The sequence below is a fragment of the Streptomyces sp. NPDC001514 genome (assembly GCF_053597075.1).
The window spans coordinates 207,878-220,972 of the sequence record NZ_JBSFHO010000003.1 but is presented as its reverse complement, the minus strand read 5'-3'; the positions used below and the strand labels follow the sequence as shown (position 1 = coordinate 220,972).

The window sequence follows — 13,095 nt, the reverse complement described above, 5'->3', positions numbered from 1 at the left end:
TCCAACAGCTCGGACGAGGTGGAGACTTCGGCGGCTCCCACGCGGAGCGATCAACGTACCGGGGCAGGCCCGTGAGTGCTACATGTTTCAGTCCGTCTCGTACGTTCCGTACTCGGGCCGCCCCGCCAGTTCGTATGTGTGGATGGCGACGCCGGCGCCGGTGGTCCTGGCCCCGGTGTGCCGGAACGCGGTAGGCCGGGCGCCGTCGGCGAACAGGCGGCGGCCCTTGCCGAGGACGACGGGGAAGATCAGCAGATGGAGCGTGTCGATCAGGTCGTGCGCCATGAGGCTCCGGGCGAGGCCGCCGCTGCCGTGCATCTGCAGTTCGCCGTCCGTGCGCTCCTTGAGCGCGGTGACCTCCTTGACCACGTCGCCGCCGAGGATGGTGGTCCCTGCCCAGTCGGCCTTGTCGAGGGTGGTCGATGCGACGTACTTCGGCAGTGAGTTGAGCTGCGAGGCGACCGGGTCGGCGGGGTCGGTCATCCTGGGCCAGAAGCCGGCGAAGATCTCGTAGGTGCGGCGGCCGAGCAGAAAGGCGGCCGGCCGTTCGAAGACTTCGCTGATGAACCGGCCGGAGTCCTCGTCCCAGTACGGCACGGTCCAGCCGCCCAGGTCGAATCCGTCGCTGGTGTCCTCGTTCGGTCCGCCGGGTGCCTGGCAGACGCCGTCAAGTGTCAGGAACTGGGTGAGGCTGAGCTTTCCCATGGCGGATGCCCTTCGGTGCCGTCGGTGCGGGTGTCATGAGCTCTGACCCCAGGAGAACGCGGAACTCATCGCCGTGTCCGATCGCCGCCAGCAGCTTGGTGGCCGGACGGCTGTCATTGAAGCCGCAACCACTTATGCGGATGTTGGAGGCTTCGATGAACGGCAAGGTGGCACTGGTGACCGGCGGCAGCCGCGGGATCGGCGCGGCGACCGCGCTCCGGCTCGCGGCCGGCGGGGCGGATGTCGCGATCACGTACGTGCAGGGGAAGGAGGCGGCCGACGAGGTCGTGCGCGGGATCGAGGCGGCCGGGCGGCGTGGCGTCGCCCTCCGGGCCGACTCGGCCGACGCCACCGAGGCCGCGGAGGCGGTGGAGCGCGCCGCGGCCGAGCTCGGGCGGCTCGATGTGCTGGTCAACAACGTGGGCGTGGGCCTGCTCGGCCCGCTGGAGTCGCTGTCGACCGCGGATGTCGACCGCGTACTCGGCATCAACGTACGCGGTGTCTTCCTCGCCTCACAGGCGGCGGCCGCGCGCATGGAGCGCGGCGGGCGGATCATCACCATCGGTACGTGCATGACCCAGCGCGTACCGGGCCCCGGCGGGACGCTCTACGCCATGAGCAAGTCAGCGCTGATCGGCCTGACCAAGGCCCTGGCACGGGAACTGGGCGGGCGCGGCATCACCGCCAACATCGTCCACCCCGGCCCGGTCGACACCGCCATGAACCCGGTGGACGGCCCGTACGCCGAGGCCCAGAGCGCACTCACCGCCCTCGGCCGCTTCGGCGTTCCGGACGAGGTGGCATCGATGGTCGCCTACCTCGCGGGCGACGAGGCGGCGTACATCACCGGGGCCGAGTTCTCGGTGGACGGCGGCCACGCGGCCTGAGACGGTGCGTGGGGCGCACCGGTGCTGTCGTTCCGGTGCGCCCCACGGAGGGCAGGTGTCGTCAGCCGCCCAGCTCCCGGTGGCGGGCGGTCAGGGCCGCCGCGCCCTGCTCCGTGAGGGAGCCGAAGAGACGGAGGCGGGAGAAGCCGCCGTCCGGGAAGATGTCGATGCGGACGTGCGTACCGACCGCCGGGGCGTCCAGCACGAAGCGGTGGTTCGTGTCGGGCTGCAGGCGTGTGCGCGGCAGGAACTCGGTCCAGTCCCCGTCCTCGCCGGTCCTGATGGACAGGGAGGCCCAGCCCGCCGAGTTGCCCTTGAGGTAGGCGGTGTCGATCTCGACGGCGCGGATCGTGGACTCGGCGACCAGCTGGTAGCGGATCCAGTCGTTGCCCTGGTCCCGGCGGCGGGCGGTCTCCCAGCCGTCGTCCATCTTGCGGGAGCGGCCCGGGTTGATGGTGTTGGTGGGCGGCGAGTAGAAGCGGTTGGACGCGTCCTGGACCGAGCCGCCGTTCTCCAGGGCCACCACGTCGAAGGTGCCGAGCGTGGCGAGCCACTTCGGGTCCGGCACGACCTCGCCGTACACGCGCAGCCGGGCGATGCCGCCGTCGGGGTGCTGGTTGACGCGCAGGTGCGTGAAGCGCTGCTCGGCGGTGACCTCGAAGCCGTTGGCCGCGTGGCCGCCCACCGGGGTGCGCGGGACGAGGGTCGTCCACTTCACGCCCTCGGAGAGGAGCTCCTCCGGTGTGGGGGCACCCTCGACGGAGGTGCCCTCGATGGACACGGCCTGCGGCATGTTGCCGCGGAAGTGGGCGGTGTCGACGACGATGCCGCGGATCACGCCGGGGGCACCGAGGCGGATCAGCGCCCAGTCGTGGTCGCCGGCCGTCGGCCACGGGTGCTCGGCCGAGACACCACGGCGGCGGCGGGTCTCCCAGCCGTCCATGATCTTGCCCTTGTGGCCGAAGTGCTCGGGGTCGAACTCGGCGGCCTCGGGGACCAGCAGGTTCTCGCGCTGGGCGAAGAACTCGTCGTTCGCGGCGATCACACCCGCGCCGAGCCGGCGGTCGGCAAGGTTGGCGTAGCCGGCGAACGGGAAGTCCGCGGTGCGGTAGTCGGCGTACGGGTCGCCGCCCCCGTACGGGTTCGCGTTGCCGGTGAAGGACGGTATCGCCACGGTTTCAGTTGTTCCTTTCGAGCAGCCGGCCGGTCGGCTCGGCAAGGGTGCCGTTGTCCACGATCCGCGTGCCGCGCAGCCATGTCGACTTCACGACGCCGTGCAGGGTCTTTCCGGCGTAGGCCGTGACCTGGTTGCGGTGGTGGAGCTCGGCCGGGTCCACGGTGAACGTCTCGTCGGGGGCGAGGACCGCGAAGTCGGCGTCACGGCCGGCCTCGATGGCCCCCTTCCGGGTCAGCCCCGCGAGCTCGGCGGGCGCGGACGACATCCAGCGGACGACGTCCTCCAGGCCGTGCCCGCGCCTGCGCGCCTCGGTCCAGATGGCCGGGAGGCCCAGCTGGAGCGAGGAGATGCCGCCCCAGGCGGACGCGAAGTCGGGGGTCTTGAGGTCGGTGGTGCAGGGCGAATGGTCGGAGACGATGCAGTCGATCGTGCCGTCGGCCAGGCCCTCCCACAGGGCGTCCTGGTTCTCCGCCTCACGGATCGGCGGACAGCACTTGAACTCGGTGGCCCCGTCCGGGACTTCCTCTGCCGTGAGGGTCAGGAAGTGCGGGCAGGACTCGACGGAGATCTTCACGCCCTCCGCCTTCGCCGCCGCGATCAGCGGCAGCGCGTCGCTGGACGACAGGTGCAGTACGTGTACGCGGGCATCCAACCGCCTGGCCTGCGCGATGAGGTTCTCGATCGCGGTGTTCTCGGCGTCGCGCGGGCGGGATGCGAGGAAGTCGGCGTACTTGGGGCCGGGCCGGTGCGGCGCGGCCGCCAGATGGTGCGGGTCCTCGGCGTGCACGATCAGCAGGCCGCCGAAGCCGGCGATCTCGGCCATGGAGCGGGCGAGCTGCTCCTGGTCGAGCTCGGGGAACTCGTCGACGCCGGACGGGGACAGGAAGCACTTGAAACCGAAGACGCCGGCGTCGTACAGGGGACGCAGATCCTTGACGTTGTCCGGGATCGCGCCGCCCCAGAAGCCGGTGTCCACGTGCGCCTTCGGCCGGGCCACCTCCTGCTTGGTGCGGAGGTTGTCGACGGTGGTGGTGGGCGGGAGCGAGTTGAGGGGCATGTCGAGCAGCGTGGTGATGCCGCCTGCCGCGGCCGCGCGGGTGGCGGTCCAGAAGCCCTCCCACTCGGTGCGGCCGGGGTCGTTCACATGGACATGGGTGTCGACGAGGCCGGGAAGGACGACGTCGTCACCGACGTCCTCGAGCCGGGCCCCGGAGGGCACGTCGGCGTCGTACGGCAGTACGGCCGCGATCTTCCCGCCGGCGACGGCGACCGATGCGGCGCGCGTCCCCTCAGGGGTGATGACGCGTGTCGAGCGCAGTACCAGGCTCACGTCGTTCACGTCCGGATTGGACACCCTGCCCCTCGCTTCCATTCCACAGGGGGAAAATTCAACGAACTGTTGAAGGAGTCTTCACGTCGGACTCCGGTCCGTCAAGACCCTCCCCTGGCGCTTCGCCCACTTGGATGTTTCCATGAAGTGGAAATGAAATTTCGTGAAGCAGAACGTAGCTCTACACGGTGGCAGCCTCGGGAGAGCGCCCGAGGCGACCGCCAACCACGGACAAACACGCCCTGACCGGCAAAGACGCCTTGACGTGGGCGATGTGCCCCGCACAGCCGCCCGGTAGGCTGACAACTTGCCCGCCCGCCTGAAAGGACCGTTGACGTGCCGACGTCCAGCGCCAGCAGCGCCTCGGTGACCACCGACGCCGCAAAGCCCGCCGCGAACAGCGGTGGCGTCCAGTCCCTCGAGCGCGCCTTCGATCTGCTCGAGCGGATGGCCGATGCCGGGGGCGAGGTCGGGCTGAGCGAACTCTCCGCGAGCAGCGGGCTCCCGCTGCCCACCATCCACCGCCTGATGCGCACGCTGGTCGCCTGCGGCTACGTACGCCAGCAGTCGAACCGGCGCTACGCCCTCGGCCCCCGGCTGATCCGCCTCGGCGAGTCCGCCTCCCGGCTGCTCGGCACCTGGGCCCGCCCGTATCTGGCCCGGCTCGTCGAGGAGACCGGCGAGACCGCGAACATGGCACTGCTCGACGGCGACGAGATCGTCTACGTGGCGCAGGTGCCGTCGAAGCACTCGATGCGCATGTTCACCGAGGTCGGCCGACGGGTCCTGCCGCACTCCACGGGCGTGGGCAAGGCGCTCCTCGCGCACACCCCGCCCGAGGAGGTACGGGCCCTGCTCGCCCGTACCGGCATGCCGGCCGCCACCGAGAAGACCATCACCACCCCCGATGGCTTCCTCGACGCCCTGGAGCAGGTCCGCCGCGCCGGCTACGCGGTGGACGACAACGAGCAGGAGATCGGTGTCCGCTGCCTCGCGGTCTCGGTACCCGACTCCCCGACGGCCGCGGCGATCTCGATCTCGGGCCCGGCGGGCCGCGTGACGGAGGCGGCGACGGAGAAGATCGTCCCGATCCTGCAGACAGTGGCGAAGGAACTCTCCGAGGCCCTGGCGAACACATCGGCCCCGCCGCAGGGCTGAGCCGACAGGCGGGTCGTGGGCAGTCGTTCCGCATGGGGTCCCCCCAAGACGGAGTCCTGGGGGGAGGAACGGGTGGGCACACCCACCCACCGGCCCGCACCCCGGACGACGACCGCTACCGCCCACCGGCAGTGGCCTCCCGCAGGGTGCCGTCCACCATCGTCACCACCCGGTCCGCCCGCCCCAGATGCGCCCGGTCATGCGTGACCAGCACCGTCGCCGTCCCCCGCTCACGGGTGAGCCGCGCCAGCAACTCGAGCACCGCCGCGCCCCGCTCATGGTCGAGCGCGCTCGTGGGCTCGTCGACCAGCAGCACCGAAGGCTCGTTCATCAGCGCCCGCGCGATGTTGACGCGCTGGCGCTGCCCACCGGAGAGCTGGTGCGGGCGGCGGTGCGCCTGGCCGTCGAGGCCGACCGCCGCGAGCAGCTCCCGCGCCCGGTCCCGTACCTCACGGGCACGGCGCCCCGACAGATGCGCCATCACCTGGAGCTGTTCCAGGGCGGTCAGCGAGGGCAGCAGGCTGGGCTGCTGGAAGACGATCCCGATCCGCTCGCGGCGCAGCGCGGACTTCTCGCCCCGGCTCAGCCCGCGCGTATCCGTACCGGCCACGGCCACCCGCCCGGAATCGGGCGTGACCAGGGTCGACGCCGCCGCGAGCAGGCTGGACTTGCCCGAGCCCGAAGGCCCGACCACGGCGGTGAGCGAGCCCGCGGGGACCTCCAGGGAGACCGTGTCGAGCGCGGTCAGCCTTCCGTCGCCGTCCGGGTAGGTGAGGGTGACATCGTCGAGCAGCAGTGTCATCGGGCGCTCCCCAGCGCGGTGAGGGGGTCGACGGCGGTGATCCGCCGGATGGACAGGGCGGCGCCGAAGACCCCGAGGACGATCATCACGGCGGCCGGCACGAGGACGGTCAGCGGTTCCAGCACGAACGGCACGTCCCCGCCGCCGATCAGCGCTCCGATCCCGGCAGCGAGAGCGGTCCCGAGCAGGGTGCCCGCGCCCAGCATCAGCGCCGCCTGCCCGAGGGCGTCCTTCAGCAGATACGGGGTGGCGGCGCCGAGCGCCTTCAGTACGGCGATGTCGGCGCTCCGCTGGATCGTCCAGACGGTGAAGAAGGCGCCGATGACGAGGGCGGAGATGGCGAAGAGGAAGCCGCGCATGAGCTGCAGCGAACCGTTCTCCGCCTGGTAGGACCCGATGGCGCCCAGCGCCTCGTCCACGGTCAGGGTCCGGGTCCCCGCGGCCTCGTCGCCCGCCGCGAGTCCGGCGTCGCCCACGCTGCCGTCCGTGCGCAGCGCAATTACGGTGGCCTGATCCCCGGGGCTCGTACCCGTGTGTCCGAGCCTTTGCCAGTCGTCCAGGGAGAGCCACACGACAGGGGTGTGGCTGTACGAGGCGTCCCCGGCGACGGCGGCCACGGCGGCGTCGAGCGGCCCGATCCGTACGGACCCACCGGCAGCCGCACCGAGTTCCTCCGCGGCCCGCGCGGAGAGCACGACCTGGCCCGACGCGACCTGCCCGGGCGCGATCCCGGAGTCCGGTTCGACGCCGAAGGCCGAGACGGCCGCCGTACGGTCCTCCCTCGCCGTGGCGTTGAGCGTGCGGATGCCGACCGGCTCGGCGGCTGCCACGCCTGGCTGCCGCGCCCAGGCCCGCCACGCGCGCTCCGTGACGGACGAGTCGGTGAAGGACACCGACCGGCCCGACGGCGGCGCACCGAAGGCCAGACGGTCGGCGGGCAGCCCGGTGACGGCCGAGACGTTCTCCCGCGCGAGCCCGGCCGTCAGCCCGGACAACAATCCGACGAGCAGCGTGATCAGCACGATCACACTGCCCATGAGCGTGAACCGCCCCTTGGCGAATCTCAGGTCTCTCCATGCCACGAACATGCCGACCAGCGTGCGGGGCGCCGCGCCCGGCCCACATCGCGCCGTGGATGGCCCCGCGATCAACCTTTCGGTTGAGGGCAGGCCCGCACGCCCGGCCTACGCTGGACAGATCATGGATCCCCGTTCGCTCACCCCCGCCCTGCGTGCCCTGCGCATCTGTCTGCATCTGCTGATGGCGGGGCTGCTGGCGCTGGCCGCGGTACGGGCGGTGGCGGACCATGACCCGGACGCGCCCGCCGTCGTCGCGGCGGCGGTGCTGATGGGTGCCGTGTACGCGGCGGGGAGCTTCGTCCCGTCCGTACGGTCCACGCGGGCCGGCGCGGCGCTCTGGCTCGGCGCCCTGTGCACGGCTTGGCTCGTGCTGCTGGGGCTGACCCCGGACGGCCTGTGGGCGGCTTTCCCGCTGTACTTCCTGCAGCTCCATCTGCTGCCCGTGCGCTGGTCCCTGCCCGCCGTCGCCGCGACGGCCGGCGTCGCGATCCTGTCGTACGTGGGCCACGGCGGGCCGGTCGGCCCCGGCGCGGTCATCGGCCCGCTGCTGGGTGCGGCCGTCGCCGTCGCCACCGTCCTCGGCTACCAGGCGCTGTACCGGGAGAGCGAGCGCCGCCGCAGGCTCATCGAGGAGCTGATCTCCACGCGCGCGGAGCTGGCGGCGGCCGAGCGGCACGCGGGCACGCTGGCCGAGCGGGAGCGACTCGCCCGCGAGATCCACGACACCCTCGCGCAGGGGCTGTCCTCCATCCAGCTCCTGCTGCGTGCCGCGGAGCGCGCACTTCCGGCCGGTGCCCCCGCCGCGGAGCACATCGCGCGGGCCCGGCAGGCGGCGCAGGACAATCTCGCGGAGGCGCGGCGTTTCGTACGGGCCCTGTCGCCGCCGGATCTGGAGCACGGCTCGCTGGCGGGCGCGCTCGAGCGGCTCGCACGGCACGGCGGCCCCGGCCCGCGGGTGCGCTTCTCGGTCAGCGGTACGCCGGTGCCGCTGCCGACGCCGTACGAGGTGGCCCTGCTGCGGATCGCCCAGTCGGCGCTGGCGAACACGGTGCGCCACGCGGGCGCCGTACGCGCCGATATCACCCTGACGTTCATGGACGCGTCGGTGACACTCGACGTGGTCGACGACGGGAAGGGCTTCGAGCCGTCCGCGATCCCGGTCAGGACCGGGGAGCACGGTTTCGGCCTGCCCGCGATGCGGGCCCGGGCGGAGTCCCTCGGCGGCACCTTCACCGTCGAGTCGGCGCCGGGCCAGGGCACGGCCGTCGCCGCAACCCTGCCGTTGCCCGAGGGAGAGCCCGAGGGAGAGCCCGAGGGGAAGCGCGCATGACCGACCGCGGCACGACCGTCCGTCTTCTGCTGGCCGACGACCATCCCGTCGTGCGGGCGGGGCTCCGGGCGGTCCTGGACACCGAGCCCGACGTCACCGTCGTCGCCGAGGCCGCCACGGCCGAGCGTGCGGTCGAACTGGCCGCGGCCGGGGGCGTGGACGTCGTACTGATGGACCTTCAGTTCGGCGCCGGGATGCACGGATCCGAGGCCACCGCCGCGATCACGGCCCGCCCCGGCGCCCCGCGCGTGCTCGTCCTCACCACGTACGACACGGACGCGGACATCCTCGCGGCGGTCGAGGCGGGCGCGGCGGGCTATCTGCTCAAGGACGCGCCGCCGGAGGAGCTGGCCGCGGCGGTACGGACCGCGGCGGCCGGCCGGTCGGCGCTGGCACCCGCGGTCGCGCACCGACTGATGGACCGGATGCGGACGCCCGCTGAGGCGCTCACCAAGCGGGAGCTGGAGGTGCTGCAGCTGGTGGCCGAAGGGCTGTCCAACCAGCAGATCAGCAAGCGGCTGTTCCTCAGCCAGGCGACGGTGAAGTCCCATCTGGTGCACATCTACGCCAAGTTGGGCGTCGACTCGCGTACGGCGGCGCTGGCGGCGGCCAGGGCGCGGCGCATCGTCCGGCACTGATCGTGTTCAAGGGCCCCGGACGACGCCCCGGGCGGATCCGCTTCAGGCCGCCTTGCGCGCCACGAGGAGCGCGGCGCGCGGGCTCCCGTCGCGTCTGCGCCCCAGCCCCGTGAGCGGAAGCAGCTCCACCGTGAACCCGGCTCGCTCCAGTTCGGGGCGTACCTCGGTGAGCGGGAACGTGCGGTAGTACATGACGAAGCGCGGCCACCAGACCGCGTTGCGCACCCGCATGGCCGTGTCGAAGCCGAGCATCGCCCAGTACGGCCATGAGCCGAGGCGCGGCGGCGCACCGACCGGGAAGGCGAAGACGCCGCCGGGCCGGAGCACCGCGTGCACCTGGGCGAAGAGCCCGGGCCGCTCGTTGGGCAGGAAGTGTCCGAACGCCCCGAAGCTCACGGCCAGGTCGAAGACGGGTGCGAAGGGCAGGGCGCGCGCGTCCGCCCGTACCCAATCGGCCTTCTCGTGGGACGCAGCACCGCCCGCGCCCCGCGCCACCTCGAGCATGCCTGCGCTGAAGTCCACGCCGACGACCCGTTCCCGGCAGGCCTCCGCCAGGGCGCGCGTGCCCGCGCCGGTGCCGCAGCAGAGGTCGAGCCCGGCGTGGAACGGCCCGAGCGGCTGGAGGGTGCGTACGACCTCGTCGAGGATGCGCTCCGGCGTGCGGAAGGGGGTCGCGTCGAACTTCGGCGCGAGCAGGTCGTAACCGTGCTCGACCGAGGAGAGCGCCTGGACGGTGAGCTCGCGGAGTGTGGGGCCCTGGTTGGTGAACATCACTTCTCAGCGTAGCCAGGGCGGGGGTGCGCCCGGACCCTTGTTCGCCCTTCGATGTCCGCTGCTGTTCGCCGTGCGATGTCCGCTGCACGATGCGCAATGTGCCATGCGCGATTTCCGCTGTGCGATGTGCAATGTGATCGGTCAGACTCGCGGCTCGCCATGCGTGCCGCCCGCGGGCTCGCCGCTCGGCTCACCGAAGAGCTCCACCGCATTCCGTACGTTCGTCAGCCCGGGGGCGAGGGCGCTCACCGAGCCGATCGACCCGGCGATCAGGAGCAGCGAGCGGCGCAGGCGCCGGATCTCCGGCACTCCGCCCACCGCCATCGCGTCCATCGCCGCGAGCTCGTCCTCCGCGATTCCTCGGTCGGTGAACTCGGCCGGATAGCCAGCCAGTTCGCGGCGCAGCCGGGAGACGGCGGAGCGCAGCTCCGCCACCCTCGGGTCCTCGCCGTTCCGTGTCACCCGCGTCTGCCCCACGCTCCGCAACAAAGCGCCCCCTCGCACGTCGTCGTGCCCGGCTCGTTGTACGACCCGCCGGACGGTGGTCAAACGCCTGGGGTCGCGGGCAAGTTAACGCCATTCCGTGCGGACTCCGCCACTCCGCGGTACGAAATTCAGCTCGACGTGTCTACTTCCAGCGCCTTGCGCCAGACCGTCAGGTCGAGCTTGATGTAGCTGCTGGGATCCGATTCGGGGCTGAAGCCCTTCACGGTGATGAGCCCGACGTTGCCCGAGCTCGTCAGCAGGCAGAGCTGGGCGCCCGCGGAGATCTTCTCCCGGGAGATGTACTGCGTGTAGCGCGTCTCGGTCCTGCAGGTCTCCAGCGAGCCTTTCTGTCCGCCCTGGAGCAGGATGAGGCTCGCACCGTTGCTCGTGGACAGTGCGCCGGTGTCGTACTCCAGCTCGCCTTCCGACTGCCGGGGCCTGACCGGATCGTCGGCGAGGGACAGCAGGTAATCCTCGGTCAGGTCGATGCCGTTGTACTCGACGGGCGGGTCGGCCTTCGGGGTACGTGCGCCGCCCGACGGGGCACCGGTCCCGGCCGAGCCGCCCGTTCCGGACTCGTCGCTGCTCGTGTTCCCTTTCCCCTGGCTGCCCTTGGTGTTGTCCCCCCTCGTCGCGATCAGCGCGGTGCAGCTGGCGAGGAGGCCGAAGACCAGCACTCCGACGATGACGAGGGCGACCTTCCTGCCGGTCCGGTCGGACGGCGCCTGACCCTGCGGGCCGGGGACGAAGGGTCGCGGAAACTGGGGCGGCACGGGTGCGTGGCCGGTCTGCGTCGGTGCGTACGCATGGGGCGGGGACGGGGTCCGGTGCCCCGGGGGCGGGGTCTGATACCCGGGCGGCGGGGTCCGGTAGCCCGGGGGCGGGGTCTGATACCCGGGCGGCGGAGTCTGGTACGCCGGGGCAGGACTCTGATGCGGCGGGGCGGGTGTCTGGTGCGGCGCGGCCGGGGCGGGCCCGAAGCCGGGGGGCGGCGTGGACGGTGAGACCGGCGTGGTCGGCGAGTACGCGGCCGGCGGCGCGCTCGGCACCGGAGGCGCGCCCCCGGTCACCGACGCGGGTGCGGGCGCCGCGGCCCGTCCCGTGATGTCCGCGGCCACCGCGCCCGGCAGCCAGTCCTCGGGCCGGCGCAGCACGGTCTCGGCGTTGGCCGCCTGGCAGATCCGGATGATCTCGGCGATGGAGGGCCTCGCCTCCGGCTCCTTGGCCAGGCAGCGGGTGACGAGCTCCCGCAGCCGCTCCGGCACGCCGCTGAGGTCGGGCTCCTCGTGGACGATGCGGTAGAGCACGCCGTGCGAGGTGCCCTCGCCGAAGGCGGGCGCCCCCGTCGAGGCGTACGCCGCGACCTGGCCGAGCGCGAAGATGTCGGTCGCCGGGGTCACCTGCGACCCGGCGGCCTGCTCGGGGGCCATGAACGACGGCGTGCCGATCGTGACGCCGCTGCTGGTGAGCGAGGTGGCGTCGGCGGCGCGCGCGATACCGAAGTCGATGACGCGCGGACCGTCGGCGGCGAGCAGCACGTTCGACGGCTTGAGGTCGCGGTGCACGATGCCCGCGCCGTGGATCACGTGCAGGGCCTCGGCGATCCCCGCGACCAGCAGCAGAATCGCCTCGACGGGCAGCGCACCGTGCGCGACGACCGCTTCGGCGAGGGAGGGGCCGGGGACGTACGCGGTCGCGAGCCACGGCTGCGCACCGTCCGTGTCGGCGTCGATGACGGGGGCGGTGTAGAGCCCCTGCACGCGCTGCGCGGCCTGCACCTCCTGCGCGAACCGCCGCCGGAACTCCGGGTCCTCGCTGAAGTCGGGCCGGATCACCTTGATGGCGACGGGCCGTCCGCCCGGGGTGTACGACAGGTACACCTTGCCCATGCCGCCGGCACCGAGGCGCGCGGCGAGCCGGTACCCGGCGACGGTCTGCGGATCGTCGTGCTCCAACGGCTTGAACACGCCGTTCCCGCCCGGCTGCTGACTGCTCATCTGCTCAGGTCCCCCGTGGTGAACTCCGATATCGGAACGGCACCCTATCCAAGGTCGTGGAGGCATACCGCCACTCGATGAGGTAAGCAGGGTGCATGGCTCACACTTCAGACAAACCGCAGGTCGCGGGTCTGGTTCTGGCGGCGGGCGGCGGGCGCAGACTGGGCGGCCGCCCGAAGGCCCTGCTGGAGCACCGGGGCCGCCCCCTGGTCGAGCACGCCGTACGGGTACTGCGGGCCGGCGGCTGCCGTTCGGTGCACGTGGTCCTGGGCGCGGCGGCGCAGCAGGTGCTGCGGAAGGCCGATCTGTCGGGCTGTGTCGTCACGGTCAACCCGGACTGGGAGGAGGGCATGGGCTCCTCGCTCCGTACCGGCCTCGCCTCGCTGACCGCCGCGGGCGGGAACCCGGACGCGGTCCTGGTCTCGCTGGTGGACCAGCCCGGTATCGGCGCGGCGGCGGTGGCCCGGGTGGTGGCCGCGTGCGACGCGCCCTCCGCGCTCGTGTCCGCGGCGTACGACGGGCGGCGCGGCCACCCGGTGCTCTTCGGCACGGCCCGATGGGCGGCGGTCGCGGAGCGCGCGTCGGGCGACCGCGGGGCCCGGGACTACCTCAAGGAGCACGAGAAGGAGATCACTCTGGTCGAGTGCGGGGACGTCGCGGAGGCGTACGACATCGACACACCGGAGGATCTGGCGCACCTTGAGTGAAGGACATGGCACTGAGCGCCACGAT

13 protein-coding genes are annotated in these 13,095 nt (G+C 72.3%); 5 read left to right on the top strand and 8 right to left on the bottom strand.

Translation table 11 applies throughout. The annotated features are described in order from the left end of the window. Window positions 1-87: 87 nt before the first annotated feature. Complete coding sequence (locus ACWCXB_RS05510; protein ID WP_450719272.1) at window positions 88-705, bottom strand: dihydrofolate reductase family protein; 618 nt, start codon at window positions 703-705, stop codon at window positions 88-90. Window positions 706-860: 155 nt separating this feature from the next. On the opposite strand from ACWCXB_RS05510, the gene ACWCXB_RS05505 reads away from it, so the two are divergent. Next, window positions 861-1,592: an SDR family oxidoreductase gene (locus ACWCXB_RS05505; protein ID WP_450719270.1), complete on the top strand. Its 732-nt coding sequence runs from the start codon at window positions 861-863 to the stop codon at window positions 1,590-1,592. A 61-nt stretch (window positions 1,593-1,653) separates the two neighbouring features. Here ACWCXB_RS05505 and alc read toward each other — a convergent pair whose 3' ends face one another. Together alc and allB are read right to left on the bottom strand one after the other, a co-directional pair. Beyond that, entirely contained in the window at window positions 1,654-2,766 is a 1,113-nt protein-coding gene (gene alc / locus ACWCXB_RS05500; protein WP_450719269.1) for an allantoicase, read from the bottom strand. A gap of 4 nt (window positions 2,767-2,770) precedes the next feature. Then, window positions 2,771-4,141 (bottom strand): allantoinase AllB, encoded by a 1,371-nt coding sequence (allB, locus tag ACWCXB_RS05495; protein ID WP_450719267.1) that lies wholly within the window; start codon window positions 4,139-4,141, stop codon window positions 2,771-2,773. A gap of 294 nt (window positions 4,142-4,435) precedes the next feature. Between allB and ACWCXB_RS05490 the strand changes: the two genes are divergently transcribed. Then, window positions 4,436-5,257 carry an IclR family transcriptional regulator gene (locus ACWCXB_RS05490; protein WP_450719265.1) on the top strand — a complete coding sequence of 274 codons (822 nt, stop codon included), beginning with the start codon at window positions 4,436-4,438 and terminating at the stop codon, window positions 5,255-5,257. A gap of 115 nt (window positions 5,258-5,372) precedes the next feature. Here ACWCXB_RS05490 and ACWCXB_RS05485 read toward each other — a convergent pair whose 3' ends face one another. Beyond that, window positions 5,373-6,059 (bottom strand): ABC transporter ATP-binding protein, encoded by a 687-nt coding sequence (locus tag ACWCXB_RS05485; protein ID WP_450719263.1) that lies wholly within the window; start codon window positions 6,057-6,059, stop codon window positions 5,373-5,375. After that, window positions 6,056-7,147 (bottom strand): ABC transporter permease, encoded by a 1,092-nt coding sequence (locus ACWCXB_RS05480; RefSeq protein WP_450719261.1) that lies wholly within the window; start codon window positions 7,145-7,147, stop codon window positions 6,056-6,058. The genes ACWCXB_RS05485 and ACWCXB_RS05480 overlap by 4 nt, the downstream gene beginning before the upstream one ends. A gap of 112 nt (window positions 7,148-7,259) precedes the next feature. Here ACWCXB_RS05480 and ACWCXB_RS05475 point away from each other — a divergent pair, with 112 nt between their 5' ends. Both ACWCXB_RS05475 and ACWCXB_RS05470 read left to right on the top strand, forming a co-directional pair. After that, window positions 7,260-8,468, top strand: a complete 1,209-nt coding sequence (locus ACWCXB_RS05475; protein ID WP_450719259.1) for a sensor histidine kinase — start codon at window positions 7,260-7,262, stop codon at window positions 8,466-8,468. Beyond that, entirely contained in the window at window positions 8,465-9,106 is a 642-nt protein-coding gene (locus tag ACWCXB_RS05470; RefSeq protein ID WP_450719257.1) for a response regulator, read from the top strand. Before ACWCXB_RS05475 ends, ACWCXB_RS05470 begins: the two co-directional genes overlap by 4 nt. A 42-nt stretch (window positions 9,107-9,148) precedes the next feature. Here the strand turns inward: ACWCXB_RS05470 and ACWCXB_RS05465 are convergent, their stop codons facing one another. The 3 genes from ACWCXB_RS05465 to ACWCXB_RS05455 all read right to left on the bottom strand — a co-directional run bounded on the left by ACWCXB_RS05465 (window position 9,149) and on the right by ACWCXB_RS05455 (window position 12,363). Continuing rightward, complete coding sequence (locus ACWCXB_RS05465) at window positions 9,149-9,877, bottom strand: class I SAM-dependent methyltransferase (RefSeq protein ID WP_450719255.1); 729 nt, start codon at window positions 9,875-9,877, stop codon at window positions 9,149-9,151. Window positions 9,878-10,021: 144 nt separating this feature from the next. Next, a complete protein-coding gene (locus ACWCXB_RS05460) occupies window positions 10,022-10,369 on the bottom strand; it encodes a DUF5955 family protein (RefSeq protein WP_450719253.1) in 348 nt (115 codons plus the stop codon). Between the two features lie 125 nt (window positions 10,370-10,494). Next, window positions 10,495-12,363 (bottom strand): serine/threonine-protein kinase, encoded by a 1,869-nt coding sequence (locus tag ACWCXB_RS05455; RefSeq protein ID WP_450719251.1) that lies wholly within the window; start codon window positions 12,361-12,363, stop codon window positions 10,495-10,497. Window positions 12,364-12,458: 95 nt separating this feature from the next. Between ACWCXB_RS05455 and ACWCXB_RS05450 the strand changes: the two genes are divergently transcribed. Beyond that, the gene (locus ACWCXB_RS05450) at window positions 12,459-13,070 is read left to right on the top strand and encodes a nucleotidyltransferase family protein (RefSeq protein WP_450719249.1); all 612 of its coding nucleotides are present in this window, start codon (window positions 12,459-12,461) and stop codon (window positions 13,068-13,070) included. The last annotated feature ends 25 nt before the right edge of the window (window positions 13,071-13,095 follow it).

Coding starts and splice junctions, on each gene's coding strand:
- ACWCXB_RS05510 (WP_450719272.1), bottom strand. CDS start 705: ATGGGAAAGCTCAGCCTCACCCAGTTCCTGACACTTGACGGCGTCTGC.
- ACWCXB_RS05505 (WP_450719270.1), top strand. CDS start 861: ATGAACGGCAAGGTGGCACTGGTGACCGGCGGCAGCCGCGGGATCGGC.
- allB (WP_450719267.1), bottom strand. CDS start 4,141: ATGGAAGCGAGGGGCAGGGTGTCCAATCCGGACGTGAACGACGTGAGC.
- ACWCXB_RS05485 (WP_450719263.1), bottom strand. CDS start 6,059: ATGACACTGCTGCTCGACGATGTCACCCTCACCTACCCGGACGGCGAC.
- ACWCXB_RS05480 (WP_450719261.1), bottom strand. CDS start 7,147: ATGTTCGTGGCATGGAGAGACCTGAGATTCGCCAAGGGGCGGTTCACG.
- ACWCXB_RS05475 (WP_450719259.1), top strand. CDS start 7,260: ATGGATCCCCGTTCGCTCACCCCCGCCCTGCGTGCCCTGCGCATCTGT.
- ACWCXB_RS05470 (WP_450719257.1), top strand. CDS start 8,465: ATGACCGACCGCGGCACGACCGTCCGTCTTCTGCTGGCCGACGACCAT.
- ACWCXB_RS05465 (WP_450719255.1), bottom strand. CDS start 9,877: ATGTTCACCAACCAGGGCCCCACACTCCGCGAGCTCACCGTCCAGGCG.
- ACWCXB_RS05455 (WP_450719251.1), bottom strand. CDS start 12,363: ATGAGCAGTCAGCAGCCGGGCGGGAACGGCGTGTTCAAGCCGTTGGAG.
- ACWCXB_RS05450 (WP_450719249.1), top strand. CDS start 12,459: ATGGCTCACACTTCAGACAAACCGCAGGTCGCGGGTCTGGTTCTGGCG.